Source organism: Spirosoma luteum DSM 19990 (assembly GCF_000374065.1).
Classification (GTDB): domain Bacteria; phylum Bacteroidota; class Bacteroidia; order Cytophagales; family Spirosomataceae; genus Spirosoma; species Spirosoma luteum.
The window spans coordinates 73578-91403 of record NZ_KB893268.1 but is presented as its reverse complement, the minus strand read 5'-3'; the positions used below and the strand labels follow the sequence as shown (position 1 = coordinate 91403).

General features: G+C 53.5%; 12 protein-coding genes and 1 pseudogene. 7 read left to right on the top strand and 6 right to left on the bottom strand.

From position 1 onward, the window contains the following. Nucleotides 1–91: 91 nt before the first annotated feature. Nucleotides 92–1288 carry a glucuronyl esterase domain-containing protein gene (locus tag B156_RS0118470; RefSeq protein ID WP_018621258.1) on the top strand — a complete coding sequence of 399 codons (1197 nt, stop codon included), beginning with the start codon at nucleotides 92–94 and terminating at the stop codon, nucleotides 1286–1288. Nucleotides 1289–1435: 147 nt separating this feature from the next. On the opposite strand, the pseudogene uvsE reads toward B156_RS0118470, so the two are convergent. Further along, nucleotides 1436–2271, bottom strand: a pseudogene (uvsE, locus tag B156_RS29430) (UV DNA damage repair endonuclease UvsE). 570 nt (nucleotides 2272–2841) lie between these two features. On the opposite strand from uvsE, the gene B156_RS0118455 reads away from it, so the two are divergent. The 4 genes from B156_RS0118455 (at nucleotide 2842) to B156_RS0118440 (ending at nucleotide 7071) form a co-directional block, all read left to right on the top strand. Further along, nucleotides 2842–3570, top strand: a complete 729-nt coding sequence (locus tag B156_RS0118455; protein WP_018621256.1) for an OmpA family protein — start codon at nucleotides 2842–2844, stop codon at nucleotides 3568–3570. Nucleotides 3571–3640: 70 nt separating this feature from the next. After that, nucleotides 3641–4417 (top strand): oxygenase MpaB family protein, encoded by a 777-nt coding sequence (locus B156_RS0118450; protein WP_018621255.1) that lies wholly within the window; start codon nucleotides 3641–3643, stop codon nucleotides 4415–4417. A 92-nt stretch (nucleotides 4418–4509) separates the two neighbouring features. Next, nucleotides 4510–5892 carry an L-serine ammonia-lyase gene (locus B156_RS0118445; protein ID WP_018621254.1) on the top strand — a complete coding sequence of 461 codons (1383 nt, stop codon included), beginning with the start codon at nucleotides 4510–4512 and terminating at the stop codon, nucleotides 5890–5892. Between the two features lie 117 nt (nucleotides 5893–6009). Continuing rightward, nucleotides 6010–7071 (top strand): AI-2E family transporter, encoded by a 1062-nt coding sequence (locus tag B156_RS0118440; RefSeq protein WP_018621253.1) that lies wholly within the window; start codon nucleotides 6010–6012, stop codon nucleotides 7069–7071. 23 nt (nucleotides 7072–7094) lie between these two features. Here the strand turns inward: B156_RS0118440 and B156_RS0118435 are convergent, their stop codons facing one another. Further along, nucleotides 7095–7961: a helix-turn-helix domain-containing protein gene (locus B156_RS0118435; RefSeq protein ID WP_018621252.1), complete on the bottom strand. Its 867-nt coding sequence runs from the start codon at nucleotides 7959–7961 to the stop codon at nucleotides 7095–7097. Nucleotides 7962–8149: 188 nt separating this feature from the next. Beyond that, nucleotides 8150–8911, bottom strand: a complete 762-nt coding sequence (locus tag B156_RS0118430) for a TrmH family RNA methyltransferase (RefSeq protein WP_018621251.1) — start codon at nucleotides 8909–8911, stop codon at nucleotides 8150–8152. On the opposite strand from B156_RS0118430, the gene tamL reads away from it, so the two are divergent. Both tamL and B156_RS0118420 read left to right on the top strand, forming a co-directional pair. Then, complete coding sequence (gene tamL / locus B156_RS0118425; protein WP_018621250.1) at nucleotides 8910–11567, top strand: translocation and assembly module lipoprotein TamL; 2658 nt, start codon at nucleotides 8910–8912, stop codon at nucleotides 11565–11567. The genes B156_RS0118430 and tamL overlap by 2 nt on opposite strands. Nucleotides 11568–11713: 146 nt before the next feature. Then, nucleotides 11714–12442 carry an SDR family NAD(P)-dependent oxidoreductase gene (locus B156_RS0118420; protein ID WP_018621249.1) on the top strand — a complete coding sequence of 243 codons (729 nt, stop codon included), beginning with the start codon at nucleotides 11714–11716 and terminating at the stop codon, nucleotides 12440–12442. On the opposite strand, the gene B156_RS0118415 is transcribed toward B156_RS0118420, so the two are convergent. The 3 genes from B156_RS0118415 to B156_RS0118405 all read right to left on the bottom strand — a co-directional run bounded on the left by B156_RS0118415 (nucleotide 12439) and on the right by B156_RS0118405 (nucleotide 17513). Then, nucleotides 12439–13293 (bottom strand): sugar phosphate isomerase/epimerase family protein, encoded by an 855-nt coding sequence (locus B156_RS0118415; protein ID WP_018621248.1) that lies wholly within the window; start codon nucleotides 13291–13293, stop codon nucleotides 12439–12441. The two genes, B156_RS0118420 and B156_RS0118415, sit on opposite strands and share 4 nt — an antisense overlap. 118 nt (nucleotides 13294–13411) lie before the next feature. After that, nucleotides 13412–16603, bottom strand: coding sequence for a PVC-type heme-binding CxxCH protein (locus B156_RS0118410; protein WP_018621247.1), 3192 nt, complete (start codon nucleotides 16601–16603; stop codon nucleotides 13412–13414). 10 nt (nucleotides 16604–16613) lie between these two features. Continuing rightward, on the bottom strand, nucleotides 16614–17513 hold the full coding sequence (locus B156_RS0118405) for a ThuA domain-containing protein (RefSeq protein WP_018621246.1): 900 nt from the start codon (nucleotides 17511–17513) through the stop codon (nucleotides 16614–16616). Nucleotides 17514–17826: the final 313 nt, after the last annotated feature.

The window sequence follows — 17826 nt, the reverse complement described above, 5'->3', positions numbered from 1 at the left end:
TTCTGCGCAGCTGGCAAAGGAGGTAATTAAATAGGTTGACAGGCTTTACACGTTTATTCACTGGCCAACAAATTTTCCACTTACCTACTGCATGCAGCATCTTAAACGTTTTGCTTTCCTTTTTTTTGCTATACTTATCAAGGCGCAGGCACAAAATGGGGTTGTAGCCAATTACGACGAATCACAAGTGCCGCCTTACACCTTACCTGACGTGTTGAAAACAACTACGAACCGGACCGTTAGGGATAAGGAAACATGGGAAAAAGTAAGACGCCCCGAAATCATCAAGCTTTTTGAAGAAAATGTGTACGGACAACTGCCTAAATCCTATGAGCGGCTTACGTACTCGATAAAAAATGAACACGGTGGCGCCATGGCCGGTAAAGCTACCCTGAAAGAGGTGGTTATTGAAGTTGTCGAGAATAATAAGCCGTTGACAATAAATCTGGTGCTTTTTGTACCGACTAAACAGCAGGGGCAAGTTCCCGTTTTTCTGCTGATTAACAACCGGGGCAAAGAGAATACAGACCCTACGCGGTCGCATAAAAGCGATTTCTGGCCGGCCGAAATGATTATCGACAGCGGGTATGCCATTGCAGCTTTTCACGTTAGTGATCTGGCTCCTGATGATTCAGTCCGGTACGTAAACGGCGTGCTTGGACTTTATCCGCAACAATTGACCGCTAATGACGGCATGCGGGCGATAGGAGCCTGGGCGTGGGGGGCAAGTCGTGTACTGGATTACTTTGAAAAAGATGCCGCTATAGACGCAAAAAAGGTGGCACTTGTTGGCCATTCCCGGGGAGGAAAAGCGTCTCTATGGGCGGCAGCTGAGGACCAGCGGTTTGCCCTGTGCATTACAAATTGTTCGGGTAACACCGGGGCGGCTTTATCACGCCGGCGGTTTGGCGAAACGATAAGTCGCATCAACACCACTTTTCCGCACTGGTTTGCCAAAAACTACAAAAAATTCAACGACAATGAGGCTTCATTACCCGTGGATCAGCATATGCTCCTGGCCACCATTGCGCCCAGGCCGCTTTACGCAACGAATGCAACAAAAGACCTTTGGGCCGACCCGAAGGGAACATTCTTATCGTTGAAACAGGCCGAAAAGGTGTATGCTTTATATGGCATTGAATCAAATCTGCCGGCCAATCCGCCTGCTACAAATCAGCCAGTCATTGTTTCTCCATTGGGTTATCATATCCGGGAAGGTGAGCATAACTTAACCGCCTATGACTGGAATAATTTCATAAAATTTGCCAACGTTCATTTTAAAAAGTAAAAACCAACTGGTTTCAAGCACGCTTGCCTGTTTATTACTACTACGGGAGGAGCGTATGCTATGGATTAGAATGGAGTACTATTAAATATACTTCCCTCTTACCCGGCCACTAATCATCAAAACGGCCAAATAGTAATGCTAGGGTAGCTACATAAGGTCCTGAGCTGGTTGTTGATGAACCTCACTCCGCTGACGTAGCAAGGCTTGCTCTTTCTTCTTGCACTCAAAAACAATGTCTACCTCTTTGCCATACGTGTTAACCCGCGAGTAGAGCCAATCGGCATGCGCTTCGCGCCGGGCGTTGGGATCTTCATGCACCTGGCGCGAATCCGAAAAGTGAAACACGGGGCGTACATCCCAGGTACCGTAGGCCATCAGGAATGCTTCTTCTTCCGTTTGCGTGCCGGGATTGAGCGAGTGATGAAAATAATCAAAGACAGTCGGTATACCCGTATGCTCATAAATCGGTAACAGATCGGCAACCGTATACAGGCTCGCCCGGTCGTCGTTCTCAACCGTCAGCCGGGCGCGAAGATTGGCCGAGAGCAAGGAAAAATTCTGAGAAAAGCGTGCTATGGTTGCCACTTTGTCGCCATAGGCGCCCCCACGTGAATGTTTATTTTATTCCAGTGGGAAGGCACTAACTGCATCAAATCGAACACTTCTGATTGATATTCAAGGTCTTTTATGGTATTGTCGAGCACTTTTCCCTGACCAGCCAATTGATTGAACGGGCCAGGATGGGTCGTTAAGCGGATAGGGCGACTGCCAATCGCTTCGAGCGTAGCCCGGATGTCGGAAAAATCGGGTAGATCAGCCAGACGGTATTCTGATGCCCAGGGAAATAGATCCGACGAAACGCGGAATAACCGGATATCCTGTTGAAGGTTCCAGTCCACGATGGTTAATAAGTCCCGCACATTTTTCAGAGCAAGCTCCGAAGCATAGGCAATGCCCCTCTCGGTAAACGTCTTACGAATCATGCCTCGATTCGTCGTGATTTTAGCGGCCTGAAGGCTTAAATTGATGCAGGCATACCCAACAGTTGATGGTGTAAACGTCATTTTACGGTAACTAACCCATACCGCTTTCAGTTATCTTTTTGTTAGCATCTGGGCAAGAGCCGATGGATTGTAATGGCATTGACCATTTATTTATAGCCAATGTTAAAAAGAACAGAATATCTTTTCGCTGTTCAGCCCACCCCTGGTTTTCTTCAGACTAGCCCTTTATCGCCAATGAAAGCCCAGCCATTACCTACCTGGACTCACTGTCCAAAGAAGTCTGCTCAGCATGACAGGCCAACGTTCCAGGGTCGATGCCTCCCAGACTAATGATTCCAGCTATGCCAATTTCGATTGGTTTCGGGTTGAATCTGCCACCCGGCAGCAACCGTAATCAGCCCTGATGGTTCATCTTTCATCAACTGGTTACCCGAATGAAAGACGATAAAAAGCACTCGTAGAAAGCTACCTGACCCTTACTGCCAGCTCATTGCGAGGCTGGCATTTTATTTGCACCAACGGTGGTATTCGCCCTCCTGTTTACCCGACATGCGCATTCTACTGATCCTGTTTTTTGGCCTGCTGATGCTTCCAAACGCGTACGCTCAGCAATCGGACGCTGTCAAGTCGCAGAAAACGTTGTTTACCATCTCGGCAGTAGATGATAAAACGTCGGCAGAGCTACCCGCTGCGTACACCATTCAGGCCCTACTGGCCAATAAGAAATGGGCGGGTAAAAGTGAGCGGGGTGGCAAGGCTTTTTCGTTTACCCTGACCCGTACCGACACCCTGAACGTGATTGCCCGTTCGCCGGGGTACTACGAAGCCGAAGAGCTAATGGTGGTTACGTGCGATACCTGTGCCAACTACGGCTACGTTATCCGGCTCGAAAAAGAAGAACCAAAAGATAGTGTGTTTCGGGATTTACAGGTTAACCAGGCTTTCCGGCTGGATAATGTGTACTTCGATCAGAGCAGTTACGTGTTGCGCCCCGAATCCTATCCACAATTGGACAAGCTGGTAAAAACATTGCTCACCACCCCAAAACTGGTTATCGAAATTGCCGGTCATACGGATAATGTCGGCGACCGGCGGCTGAACCAGGCGCTGTCTGAGAACCGGGCCAAGATTATAACCAGCTACCTGGTTAAGAACGGTATCCCCGAAGAACGTCTGCACCATACCGGCTACGGAGACTCCCGACCAGCGGCTCTCAATGACACAGAAATGAACAAACGAAAGAATCGGCGCGTTGAATTCGTTGTAGTAGCGATGTAAAAAGATGGTCATTGGTTGTCATTGAGTGGTCACTGATTGGCAAATGGCTATCCCTGACTAGTAACGACGAATGACCACCTCTGATCAATCCATCAAGTACTTTGTTGAACCCGGCTCTATTGTCCGCCAAATCTGGGGTGATGCCGACGTAATTTTGCTGGTTTTTGCCGGGTCGGCGGCTGAGTTTGCGCTGAACCGGGCCGTCGACTGGCTGTTTTATACGGGGAAGCTCCCGGCCGATCCGATTGCCCGTCTGTTTTCAACCGTCCGTTACGCGCAGGACATTGTGTTTCAACCCGACGACAAGGCCCGTCAGACAGTGGCCCGGATGGGCGCCATTCATTCGGGTGTCGAGCAGAAACGAGGGCATCAGATTCCCGACTGGGCGTACCGCGACGTACTGTACATGCTCATCGGCTATTCCGAACGTGCCTACGAAACCCTGCACCGGCCCCTCACCAATCCAGAACGGGAAGAACTATTCGCTACGTTTCGGGAGGTAGGCACCGGGATGCACGTTCCGAACTTACCAGCCACGTACGCTGACTGGAAAATTGACCGGGAGGCCCACCTAAACCGGGATCTTGTTCGCAGCGAATTTACTGATAAGCTATTTCAGCGCTACCGGGAGCAGTTGGGAGGCTGGCGCTATGAGCTACTACGGCAGGTACAGAGAATGATCGTTCCCAATCAGGTAAACAAGTTGCTGAATTTACCCCAAAGCTGGCTATTACTGCATACACTTGGCCTGTACGGGGTGTTTACCAGGCTTGGGCTTCGGCCGGTGATACAGCGTATTCTCTTGCCAACCGAATACCTGGGCCAGATTCAGGGGTTAGATAAATAACGTGTTTCTGGTTGGCAGTAGTCAGTTTATGGTAATTTATCAGCCAATCGGCGGGCTTTCATCAACGCTATTCTATAAACGAGCACATCAACATGCAGTCATCCCCCATTACTACGTCCATTTTTGACCTATTCAAAGTGGGTCCGGGTCCATCGAGCTCGCACACGATTGGCCCGATGAAAGCTGCTTACGATTTCTGGCAGCGACTGACCCAACTACCGGAATCGGTACTGACGCGGGCGGATGGGATTCATATGTATCTCTACGGCTCCTTGAGTGCCACGGGAAAAGGGCACGGCACCGACCGGGCCATTATGGCTGGGCTGATGGGCTGGCAACCCGAAACAACCGACCCGGATGCGCTGATGAAACTGCTGCACGACCCCACCGTAAGTTATCCGATTCAGGTAGGAGGCCAGACGATAGAAGTAGGATCACAACAGATTCATTTCGAGAGAAAACGGTACGAATCTCCCTACGCCAATACCCTGGTGCTGACCTTAACCCACGGCCAGGAGCTACTGGCTCAGGAAGAATATTACTCCATTGGGGGTGGGTTTATCCTGCGAAAGGGGGAACCGGAAGCCGGAGCTGATGCACAACGGGTACCCTATCCGTACAGTACCATGACCGAACTAAAAGCGCAGCTTACCACCAATTCGCTTTCGCTGGATGAGCTGCTGATGGCCAACGAAATGGCCCTGACCGGGCGCAGCCGCGCGGAGATTAACCAGCAAATTGATCAGCTTCTGGACTTTATGCACAAAGCCGTTCGGCGGGGGCTTCGGCAAAAAGGTGTCTTGCCGGGCACCATCAAGCTGAGCCGAAAAGCGTCGATTCTGTTCCAGCAGGCGAAGGGCATGAGTCAGTCCTCCGATAGTTTTCTGATCTTCCTGAATGCGTATTGCCTGGCCGCATCGGAGGAGAACGCAGCAGGCGGCATTGTGGTTACGGCCCCCACCTCGGGCGCATCGGGGGTAATTCCGGGGCTGACCTACCTGGTCCAGCACCATTTTCATTACAACAAAGCCACTATGCGAAGCGGGATGCTGGCGGCTGCAGTTATTGGGTTTCTGGTGAAACACAACGCCAGTATTTCGGGTGCCGAGATGGGGTGTATGGGCGAAATTGGTACCGCTTCGGCCATGGGAGCGGCTTTACTGACCCGCTGCGCCCAACCCAAAGGCGACATTGGGGCCATTGAAGCAGCCGCCGAAATTGCCATCGAACACCACCTGGGTATGACCTGCGATCCTATTGGCGGCTACGTGCAGATACCGTGCATCGAGCGCAACGCGATGGGTGCCGTAAAAGCATACAATGCCTATCTGCTGGCCACCTCGGGGGCAGCGTTCTTCCAGAAAATCTCGCTCGATGCGGTCATTAAAGTAATGAAAGCAACGGGCAGGGATATGTCCAAGCGATACAAGGAGACCTCACAGGCCGGACTGGCACTAAGCGCCACGGAGTGTTGAGAAAACAATTTGTCTTGTATAGTCATTAAGTAGTCATCTACTGCGCGTCATTGATGCCCTGCTACGTACTACCAGTAAATAACGCACGGCAAATGACCCTTAACTGACTTTTCTCCAATGTCTACTATTTATACCCCCCAACAGCAGCGCATTCTACTGATTGCCAGTCTGTTCATTATTGCCGGCTTCATCGTGTTTGGCCTGAGTGGTTACATCTCCGCCTTTCTGGGAGCGGGGATTCTGTACGTGGTCCTGCGGCCCTGGTTTACGGCCCTGGCCATCAGGCGAAACTGGAAGCGTCCGCTCGTGGCTGCCCTGCTTATCATCTTCTCCTTCGTGGTAATCATCATGCCGTTTGCCACATTGAGTCTGTTGCTGGTTGATCGAATTCAGTATTACAGTCAGCATACGGAGGATATTCTGGGTCTGGTGAGGAAGGTAGAAGACCTCACGGGATATCAAATTACCAGTCAGCAAAATATCAGCAACATTGCCCGGCAGGCGGGTACGTATGCCAGCCGGATACTACCCTCCATTGCCGGTAGTGCCCTGGATTTTATCGTTATTATTGGTCTGATGCTGTTTACGCTGTACTTCATGTTCGTACAACAGGAAGATTTTTTGTCGGGATTGCGGAAATACCTCCCCTTCAAGAAGGAAACGCAGGAAGAACTGGGCGAATCGCTCCGTAACAACGTGAATGCCAACGTACTGGGGCAGGCCTTGGTGAGTTTCGTACAGGGTGTACTGACCGGAACAACACTCTGGATTTTCGGGGTACCCGACCCATTCTTCTGGGGAACAGTCGGCTTTTTCATGGCCTTTATCCCGGTATTGGGTACGCCACTGGTTTGGGGGCCTGCCGGGTTAATCCAGCTTTCGCAGGGTAACACGGCCCAAGGCGTTGGCATACTGGTGGTAGGCGTCGTCATTATCATCAATATCGACAACCTGCTCCGCATTATGCTGGCCAAACGCATGGGCGATATTCACCCCCTCGTTACCCTGGGCGGTATTGTGCTGGGCGTGCCCATTTTCGGTATCCTGGGGTTGGTCGTGGGTCCGTTGCTGGTTTCCTACTTCATCGTGTTAATCCACGTATTTGAACGCCAAAACCGGAAGCAGGAAAAAGAAGTGGCACAGGCAGAAGCGGACGTTGAAAAAACAGCGCAGGAGTGATGATTTCAGGCAGCTAGTGATTCTCAGCCTTCAACCGTTTTCAGGTACTGGCCGGGTGTGAGGCCGGTAATTCCCTTGAACTGACGGTTGAAGTTGGACAGGCTCGTGTACCCGCAGACGAGGGCAATCTGGCTGATGCTCTGGTTGGATTGGTGCAGCAACCGACAGGCATTCTCGATGCGTATTTCATTGAGTATCCCGGAAAACGTTTTGCGGGTATGAATCTTGAAAAACCGGCAGAAAGCACCGGGAGTCAGGTTGGCAACATCAGAAACGGCTTCGAGGGTGATGGGCGATGCATAGTGTTCCAGCAGGTAACTGAATACCTGATCGAGCCGTTGATGGTCGTCGGGCCGACGGGGCCGCTCGTAGGCCATCGTCGATAGAATCTCCCGCTGGGGATGGGTAGCCAGAAAATCCAGCGTCGTCAATAATACCATCAATTGCTCGAACGGGCGCAGGTGCGGGAGTGATTCCATCTGCTTCGTTATGGCATTTGGCGACTGAAACCGAATGCGAACCCCGTGCTTTGCCTCCTCGAGCAACTGGTTGACGGGGCTTAGTTCGGGCAGCGAAAATAACGTGTGCTGCAGGGTGTCCTTCCGAAAAAAAATGGAGTACGCCACCGAACGCAGTGTCGTGTCGGGCTGGTAATAGTCGGCATGATTTCGCAGGACGTGGGTCAGGTTGTCGCCGATCAGCAGCAAATCGTACGGGCCAAAACTATCAATCCGGTTCCCAACCAGTAGGGTGCCTTCGCCCCGTTTGATGAGGGTCAACTGAATTTCGGGATGATAATGGAGCCGGTTGTAAAAGCTGACATCGTTATCTTCCTGCACCCGGATTGACCGGTCGTCCACGGTTGGGATACGAAACAATAGTGGTTTCATAGGCTCATTATTCTGCTGATGAATCCGTCAGTATTCAGAGGACTTCGGCGTCGATGGTAAACAGCTCACGTTTGTCATCGGTTGTGGGTACGTGGTGGCTATCAGATTTCCCCGGTGATATTGCTTGTTGTGGTGATGTCAGTTTCTCAAAACCAGTGCAGTGCCGTGGCATGACACCACGATCAATATCACGATGTTCGCTGCCGGATGTTGTCCAGCAAGACGGCCGTAGCGATACCCACGTTCAGCGATTCGGCTTCACCATAGCGGGGAATAGTAACCCGTTTCGTTACGTACTGCGCTACGGCGGGCCGGATACCATTCGATTCGTTACCCATAATCAGGTAACCGCCCGCCCGGCTGGCCGCCAGTTGGTGGACATCTTCTCCATCCAGAAACGCCCCGTACACCGCCTGCCCGGATGAACCAGCCAGTTGGTCTAACACGGATACGATATCGCCGTACCACCAGTCGACGCGGGTGAAGGAGCCCTTGCTGGCCGAAATAACTTTAGGGTTATAGACATCAGCGGTGGTTTCGGAACAGAGAATTTTCTGCACCCCGTACCAGTCGGCAATGCGCAAAATGGTACCGAGGTTGCCGGGGTCGCGCACATCGTCCAGTATTAACGCAATCTCACCCGGTTCAGCCAATAGCGGGCGGTTTTCTTTCGTTCTGACCACAGCGAGGGCCGCGTTGTTGCTTTCCAGGGTTCCGGCCCGTTCCAGGTCGGCCACTGACGCGATTTCGACCGGTGTTCGTTGGTGGTCTGTCAGGTGTGCGTTTTCTTTGTAGAATACTTCGGTGGCAACCACGAGTTCAACCGCAAAGCCGGATTGTAATACCTCCTGCACGCTCTTGGCCCCTTCTACCAGAAAGGCTCCCTGCTGCTGCCGGTATTTTTTCTGGTGTAGCGACTGGATATATTTAAGCTTATTTTTAGAAAGCATGAAAGAAAGGTATGATATAGGCACCAGGCTACGTGACGGGGGTGCTGGTTTTACAACCGGCAACATACATCATCTAGCCCGGTTAGGTCTGCTATTGTTCCTGATTTCCCTGTCCGGCTGCCTGAGTACCAAAAACCTACGCCCTAACGCGTATATTTTGACCGCTCAAACCGTACGCGGCAACCGCACCGTTCCGGGCGAATCCCTCGAAAGTCTGGTTCCGCAAAAGCCGAACCGCCGGATTCTGGGCCTGCCCATCACGCCCCCGCTCTGGTTTTATGAACTGGGCCTGAGCCGGTACGACCACCAGAAAGCTGTACAGGAGCTGGAGGCCAAAACTAACGAATTTGAACAGGAAAGCCAGCAACTGGCCGACCAGCCGCAGGCACTCAAAAAACTCAACCGGCGCTACGGGCGTAAACTGAAACACCTGCGGCTAAAAGCCGAAGAAGGAAACTGGCTGATGCGGAGTCTGGGCGAGCCTCCCTCCTATTTTGCCGAAGCGGATGCGAAAGCCAATGCGGCCAAGATGCAGAAATACCTGTTCGACAAAGGATTCTTCAACGCCCAAACTACCTATGCACTGGATACCCTGCGCCGACGGCAGATCCGGGTAAACTACCTGATTACGGAAAACGAAGGTTTCTACCTGCGCAACATCACCTACCAGATTGACGATCCCCGCGTTGATTCTCTCGTTCGGAAATCGTTCGATAAGTCGCTCCTGAAAACCGGCGACCGGTTCGATTTCGAGAACATGACCGGCGAGCGAGTACGGATAGAATCGCAACTGCGTGATCAGGGCTACTATGCGTTCTCACGCCAGTACATCCGGGCCACCAATGTGGACACCATCCGGCGGGGTAATGACCGGCGGTTCTACGATAAACTCGAACCCGGCGATTCGACCCGTCGTAATGTGGATGTAGCCCTGCAAATTGCCAATCCACCGGGCCTGTTGGCCCATCCGATCTACCACATTGGCGAGGTAGAAGTACGCATCAATGGGGCTGATGCGCCGGACCTGACCGCACCAGTCGTGCTGGCAACTCCGATGGATACCGTCAAACGGAATGGTATTACTTATCTGCTGGGTGGGCGGGATATTTCGACGCGCCTGCTGGAGTCGAAAGTGCTGCTCCGACCGGGTCAGTTGTACAGCCAGAGCGACTACCGCGATACCCAGCGGCAGTTGTTTCTGCTCAACCAGTTCAAGTTTGTTAACCTCAACTTTACCGATACCACCAACCGCCGGTTGCGAACGCTCATCACAGCCACCCCGCTGGATAAGTACGAAGCTACCGCAGAAGGTGGGCTAACGGGATTGCTGTATCAGGGGCAGGGATACCCCGGTGGTTTTGGGAGTCTGATATTCCGAGTGCGCAACCTGTTTGGCGGGCTGGAAACCTTCGAAACCTCCGTTCGGTACGGGATAGAAGCACAAACGGGCTTCCTGACCGATCCTAATGCTACCCGCCAGGTGTACAAATCGCAGGAATTGGGAATCAGCAGCTCGCTTATATTCCCCCAGCTTCTGTTTCCCAGCCGCTTCCGCTTCCGGTTTAACCGCTACGCCCCGCGCACCCAGATCAGTCTGAGTTTTAACAACACCTTCCGGCCCGACTTCCGGCGGTCGTTGCTGCGAGCTACGATGGCCTATACCTGGCAAACCAGCCCCACCAAACAGTTCAGTTTTCTGATTGCCGATATTAACCTCATCAACGCTAATTTCGACACGGAACTGGGGGAAGCATTCCAGAATCAACTGGAGCAGCTGCGGCAGTTGGGCAGTACCGTTTACCTGAGTTTTCGGCGGTCGCTCAGTTCGAGTTTCAGCTTTGCCTACACCTATAACACCAACACCCCCGGCCAGAACCGGCGGGCCAATTTTCTGCGTACGGTACTGGAATCGGGTGGCACCACGCTCAACTTTTTCTCGGACAAGACCGTTGCCCGCTGGAGCGATACCAACGTGACGGGTCTCCAGTTTTACAAGTTCCTGCGGGCTAACGTCGATTACCGGCATTATATCCCCCTCCGCACTCACACCACACTCGCTTTCCGCATCAACACGGGTATTGCGTACGGCTACGGACCCAATGGCGGCCCGGTTCCCTACGAGAAATATTTCTTTGCCGGAGGTAGCAACAGCATCCGGGCGTGGCTACCCCGCCGGTTAGGCCCCGGTTCCGCCTTCCCCTACCAGAATGACCCCGGCACGCCCGCCATCAACGAAAATACGGGGCAGTTTATCTATCAATTCGAGCAGCCGGGCAACGTGTTGCTGGAGGGCTCAGCTGAGTTGCGTGGGCGGCTGTTTCACCTGGGGGCCGACGTAAACGGAGCCATTTTTGTCGATGCGGGCAATGTCTGGACGCTCAGCAACAGTACCAATCGCCCCGGCACGGCGTTCCGATTCAACACGTTCGTGCCGCAGATCGCGGTGGGTACGGGCGTGGGTCTGCGGCTCGACTTCTCCTTTTTTGTTATCCGTTTTGATGGGGGTGTAAAAGTATGGGACCCCGCCCGGCAATACATCAGTCAGCTTGACGGGCCGGTCGACAAGCGTTTTGTTCTGCCTGAGTTTTCTTTCAAACAGCTTTTCAGCGGCCCTAATCCGCTGGTTATCAACTTCGGCATCGGCTATCCATTCTAATACGTACTGACCGATACTCCGGCTTGATTGTCGGGCTCTCAGGCTATCCCATTTCGGGATTAAACCCCGAGGTTGCCCACCGGTCTCAAACCTTGCACATTCATCGGGCGTTACGTAGGCAGTTAACCATATTTACAGGACAAAGAATGAGATTTAAGGATAAGGTAGCCATCGTTACCGGAGCAACCTCCGGCATTGGTCGGGCTACTGCCGTACAACTGGGCCGGGAAGGGGCCAGCGTGGCCTGTATAGGGCGTGACCAGGCCGATGGCGATGCCGTGGTAGCCGAGATTGAAGCGATGGGGAGTAACGCTATTTTCGTTAAAACCGACCTAGCCGACGATACCCAGCTGGTAGCGGCCGTTGAGCAGACACTGGCTGCCTGGCAGCGGGTAGATGTACTCATCAGCGACGCGGGGGTAATGACCTTCGAGCCGATCCTGATGCTTGACCCGGCCGACTGGGACCGGGTTATGCACGTGAATCTACGGGCTCTTTTTCGCCTTTGTCAGCTCTGTTTGCCTCACATGAAGGGCGGGGCCATTGTGGCGGTCAGTTCCGTTCATGCCCACCAGACCACGCCCAACGTGGTACCCTACGCGGCCAGCAAGGGCGCCATGGAGGCTTTCGTTCGTGGGCTGAGTCTCGAAATCCCCCACGAGCAGGCCCGCATCAACGTGGTAGCACCCGGCGCGGTCGATACACCCATGCTCTGGGATAACCCCAACGTAAAAAGCGGGACCGAAACAATTACGGGGCAGGTAGGCACACCGAAGAACATTGCGGCCGCCATTTGCTTTTTGGCCTCGTCCGAAGCGGCTTTCATCAACGGCACAACGCTGGTAGCCGACGGTGGCCGACTGGCGCAGCTCTAGACGGCGTACTTCTCCTGCATCATTTTGATGAATTTGAGCCCATTTTCAGCAATGTCCCAGGGCTGGCTGAACTCCCGCCAGACGTTGATAGAGTTGGCGAAATCAACATCGTTCCGGGTGAAGGCTTCAATGGTCATCCAGCCGGTGTAGTCCAGTTCGGCCAGCGTCCGGAACGTATCATCCCAGGGAATATGGCCGGAACCGGGCGTACCCCGGTCGTTCTCGCTGATGTGGACGTGGGCCAGCACCGGTGCAATGGTTTTAAGCGCATCCGGGAAGTGCTTCTCCTCCATGTTGGCATGGTGCGTATCGAACATGGCCCGCACGTTAGGGTGGTCCGTCTGGCGCACCAGTTCCAGCAACTGAGTCATGGTATTGCAGAGGTAACACTCAAACCGGTTCAGGGCTTCGGGTGCCAGTATGATACCCGCCTGCCGGGCGTAATCCCCTACTTTGTGCAGGACTTCAGCACTGTGGGCGTATTCGTCGGGTTGCGGCTCCCGGCGGGTAAAGGTGGCAAAGGCGGAGTGAAACGGGCCGCATAGTACCGACGCACCCAGGGCGTGAGCCCGGTCAATGGCTCCCTTCAAATGGGATACGGCCTGCGCCCGGACACTGGCAGAGTCACTGGCGGGGTTGGTGTCCGGTCCAACAACCGTGACGCAGGTGCTAAGCAGTCCGAGTTGCTTCAGGTGGTCGCCAAACTGACGATAGACGTCAACCTCCTGCGTATCGATGAAACACTCGACCCCATCGTAGCCAATCGTTTTGAGCCGGTCGGCAATGGGATTCATTTTTTCGGATATAGCGGCCGTCCAGACTAGCAGGTTGAACCCAATGGGAGAAGGCATGTAGTTTGTTTTTGGTTTAAGGTATTCGGTTTACGGTTTGAGGTTTATGGTTGGCTGACGCGGGCCGTGAGGACGCCGGTCCACTGTAAACCTCAAACTCAAAACCGTAAACTGACTTTTATTTCCCCATGGGGTGCTCTTTCAGCAACTGACCGGGGGAGTAAAAATCTTTTTTGTTATTGGTGGCGGCCCGTACCTTTTTCACCTGTTCGGGCGTAATGGCCGACGCATCGTTGCCGAACGATTTGCGAACGTAGGTCAGTACAGCGGCTACCTCATCATCTTTAAGCAGGCCACCGAAGGGGGTCATGGGCACCTGACCGGAATACTTTTTCCCATCAATCTCCATTGGTCCCATCAACCCTTTCAACACTAGTTTTATTAGCCGGTCTTCGTTACCCTGCACCCAGGGGCTATTGGCAATGGGCGGAAACTGGGAGGCCGATAGCCCCTTCCCATCCGGCTGGTGACAGGTGGCGCAGTAGCCATCCCGACCGTAAATTTCTTTCCCCTGAGTGAAAAGTGCCAGTTCTTTCCCTTTCAGGTTCGACTTCACCACCGCTTCGGTCTTTTTCCGAACCGACTCACCGTTCAGGTGCGCTACCGCCGTTTCGTAGGCGGGCAGCATCCATTCGTCCAGCGGTTTCTTTTTGGCTTCGGCCAGAATGGGTAACCCCTTCTCTTTACCAATCCAGGAAGCGGCCACAATGGCTTCCAGCCGGACCCGACCGTTATCGTCGCGGGCGGCCTGCATCAGCAAATCGGCCTGGTCGGCTACTTGATGACCCGTGTACCGAACCACCCGCACGGCTGCGGCACGGGCGTGGAAATCGGGCGATTTCAACACCTGTCGCAACAACGGCTGATCTACTTTATCCAATCCCCAGGTGGCCCAGAGCGCTTCCAGCCGATTGTGTTCGTAATTGGAGTCATTTCTATCCAGCGCGGCCAACCACTGCGTAATTTTGGGCAGCACCTCCGATGCTTTCCGGCCCCGCAGTTCGCGCTGGGTGCGGTAACGGGTGCGGTATTCGGGCAGTTTCAGGTTATCCAGCAACTCGTCGATGCTGGCACCGTACACCTTTGCCGGGGTTACCAGCGGACGCGATGGGTACGTAACCCGGTACACCCGGCCGTGGACGTGGTCCCGCAGCGGGTCGCGGGCGTTGTGCTGCATGTGCCCGATCAGGATGTTGTGCCAGTCAATGAAGTAAAGCGACCCATCCGGCGCAAACTCCATATCGACGGGGCGAAAATTCCTGTCGTTGCCCTTTACCAGGTCCGTTACGAAATTACTCCTGAAACCCGTTCCCTGGTCTTTCAGGGTGTGCATCTTCATTCCCAGAAATCCGATGGTATTGTTGATCAGAAAATTACCCTGTACATCGTCCGGAAAGTGGCGACTGGATACAAACTCCAGGCCGGAGGTGGGCCGTACCCGCTGCGAATCCTCAATCAACTGGAACGACTTATCCGTCGACTCGCCGTAGCGGGGCAGCACGGTGCCGGGCAGCATCCACCGCACATCGGGGCTGGATGTTTCGGCAAAGATGGGTTGCCCCCATTTATCGAAGGCAATACCCCAGGGGTTTGGAATGGCCAGTTGCGCCGTGCGCTCCAGTTTATGCAGTTGGGGCGCGTAGCGGTAAAAACCACCGTTGGTAGCCCGAACGGTGCCGTAGGCTGATTCAACATCGGTATGCAGAAAAACACCCTCACCCATGTAAATAGCCCCCGACGGGTCGGACGCGTAGGCACTGATTTCGTGGTGCGTATCATGGTCATCGAAGCCACTCATGATAATAGTCACCTTATCGGCCTTATCGTCGCCATTGGTATCGGTGTAGAGTTTCAGATTCGTACCCTGCGACAGGTACACGCCTTCGGGAGTCAGTTCAAAACCTACCGGCACGTGCAGTCCTTCGACAAAGATGGTTTGTTTGTCCGCCTTCCCGTCGTTGTCGGTATCTTCCAGAATCAGGATTTTGTCGTTAGGTTTAGTGTCGCCGGGCTTGTAGTGCGGGTACGATGGCATAGTCACTACCCATAGCCGACCCTTGTTGTCGAAGGTCATCTGAACAGGGTTCGCCAGATCGGGAAACTCCACTTCCGACGCAAACAACTCAATCTGGTAGCCGGGAGCAGCCTTAAGTTCATTGAGGGCATCCTTGCCGTACAGATACGTCAGGCTGCCGTTGGCTTCGGGGTTAAAATTAGTGTTGACGGGCGGCAGGGTGCGGGTATTTTTATCGGCCGCTGCCAGGTCTATCCTTCTGCCCTGCGTGGCCGCTATCCATACCGCCGAATCCCGGATGATGGTCATCTGCCGGATTTTCTCGATTTCGGCGGGGTAGTTATCGGGACCAAACGGTTTGTACCGACGACCGTACACGTGTACGCCATTGGGAATTTTGTAATCGTTGAGCCACATCCAGTTCTTTTCCTGCACGGCCTGGTACACCAGTTCCCGGTTGGTACCGGCTTTGGGTGCTGCCTTCCCGAATACCTCATCCGCCAGCAGTGCACCCAGTTTCCGGTAACCCGCATCGTTCAGCTGCGATCCGTCGATGGTCAACGGTGCTTTACTGGCATTATACCAGCTTTGGGAAGGCGTGAACGCATCGACGAAAAAGACCGATCCGGCGTTCTGACTGTTCTTTTCGACCACGTCCTGCATGGCTTTGGTGTACAGGGCCAGATTGGCATTTTCGGTTTTTCCGCCCGGCACATCCAGCGAATCCGTCAAATCTTCGTACGCAATGGGCGACACGATCACCAGTTTGGGCGCACCTGCTCCGTTGTATTTCTGAGCGAGGGTATGTTTGATAAACGCATCCAGTTCCGCCCGGTAATTTTCCAGACCAGCCGGTCCCTGAAAAGACTCACTGTTCCCGAAGAACGCGATGATGACATCCGCTTTGAGTTGGTTCAGCCATTCATCGGGGGATGGAAATGTCCCCTGACTATCGGACGGATTAGCGTATTCGGTCTGGAATTTTTCGGCACCGGGGAAAGCCCAGGGCGAGAAACGGGCCGAACGGGGCCGGAAGCCGGGCGTATCGCCAGGGTCGCACATGTTGCGGATAAACAGCGAGCTATCCGGGTATCGAACCTGCATGTCGGTTTCGAAATGATCGAAATTGACCATCCTCGACCCCAGATTACCACCCAGCAAAACGATGTGCTCCCCTTTTTTGACGGGAATCAGTTCCGCGGTATTGACTCTAAAGGCACTAACTGCAATCAACAGCAGCCCGACAACAAGTATCAGGCCCATAAGGCTATTTTTTCGGGCAATGAGGAGTTTCATACGTTCAGAATTATTGGGGGTGACCGTAGGGCACGTTGATGTCAATTTTGCCTTTCCAGCGTTTCGGTACCGGCAAGCCCAGTTCCCAGTGAATAGCGTTGATAACCAATCGCTGGAACGGCTCTTCGTTGAAATCCTCCGGATGGCCAAGTGTCGTCATAAACGCTTTACCGCCCCACTGATTCTGCCACGTCCAGGCTACAGGATTGTCGACGGCCGCTTTATCGGGGTTAACGGATTTTCCCATCAGCAGCGGCACTGACCCTTTAACAGGATAATCGGGCAGGGTACGATACAACCAGGATGCCGCATGGAAAGACGGCGCCACGCCCGTCAGGATGGGATTTTTAGCCGCTGCGGGGATGATGGTCACATCTGTTGTGCTCTTATGCCCATAGTGGGTATGCTGCGCCTTACCGCCCCAGCCCGGAGGAGCTCCAAAGGCAAATTCTCCAAAGGCGTTCCACCGCTGCCGGGGGTCGCCGTCGGGAAAATTGAAAGCGTGGGTGGTGGTTCGAAAGCCCATAACCGGTTTCCCTGACTTCAGGTACGCATCAATGTAGTTTAGCTGCTCCTGGGGGAGTTGCCGCCAGCGCAGGTAAAACACGACGAGGTCGGCATCGCGCAGGCTTTCCAGACCGGGAATATCCTTCTCTCCGTTATAGTCGGGGTACGCTTTGAGCACTTTCGTCTGCATCCCGTAATTCTTTTCCAGCTCTGCCGCTATGAAGGGCAACGTCAGTTCGCCACTGTACTCATGATCGCCGGTCACAAATACAACCAGTGGTTTTTTAGCTTTCCCGAGAACCGATTTTACCCGGTTAGCCAGGGTTTCTACTGGGTTAAGCAAACTGGAAACGGCCAGTAAACCCGTTGCCTGCTTGATAAATGTCCGGCGTTGTGTTCTCATAAGGGGATAATTAGGCGGAGCGAATGCTCTTACGCTAAGGGTATTTTGATTGAAATTTACTCAATGTGGCCCTATCGACTTTTATTTCTGTGCTCCTTATCGGTCCGTTGCTGGTGAACTGCCATTGGCTGGTCTAATCGTGCAGGGCCCGGGATAACCGTTGGCGTTACCTCATCGCTGATGGAAATTATCCATCCGTTGCGCCTGTAAGCTGGTTGTAACCTGCCCGAATGCCGTGTTTATTGGCCAGGTCGCCGGAAAAGCACTATACCATACGTACCGGTATGTTGGCCCAAATCAGCCATTTGCGCGG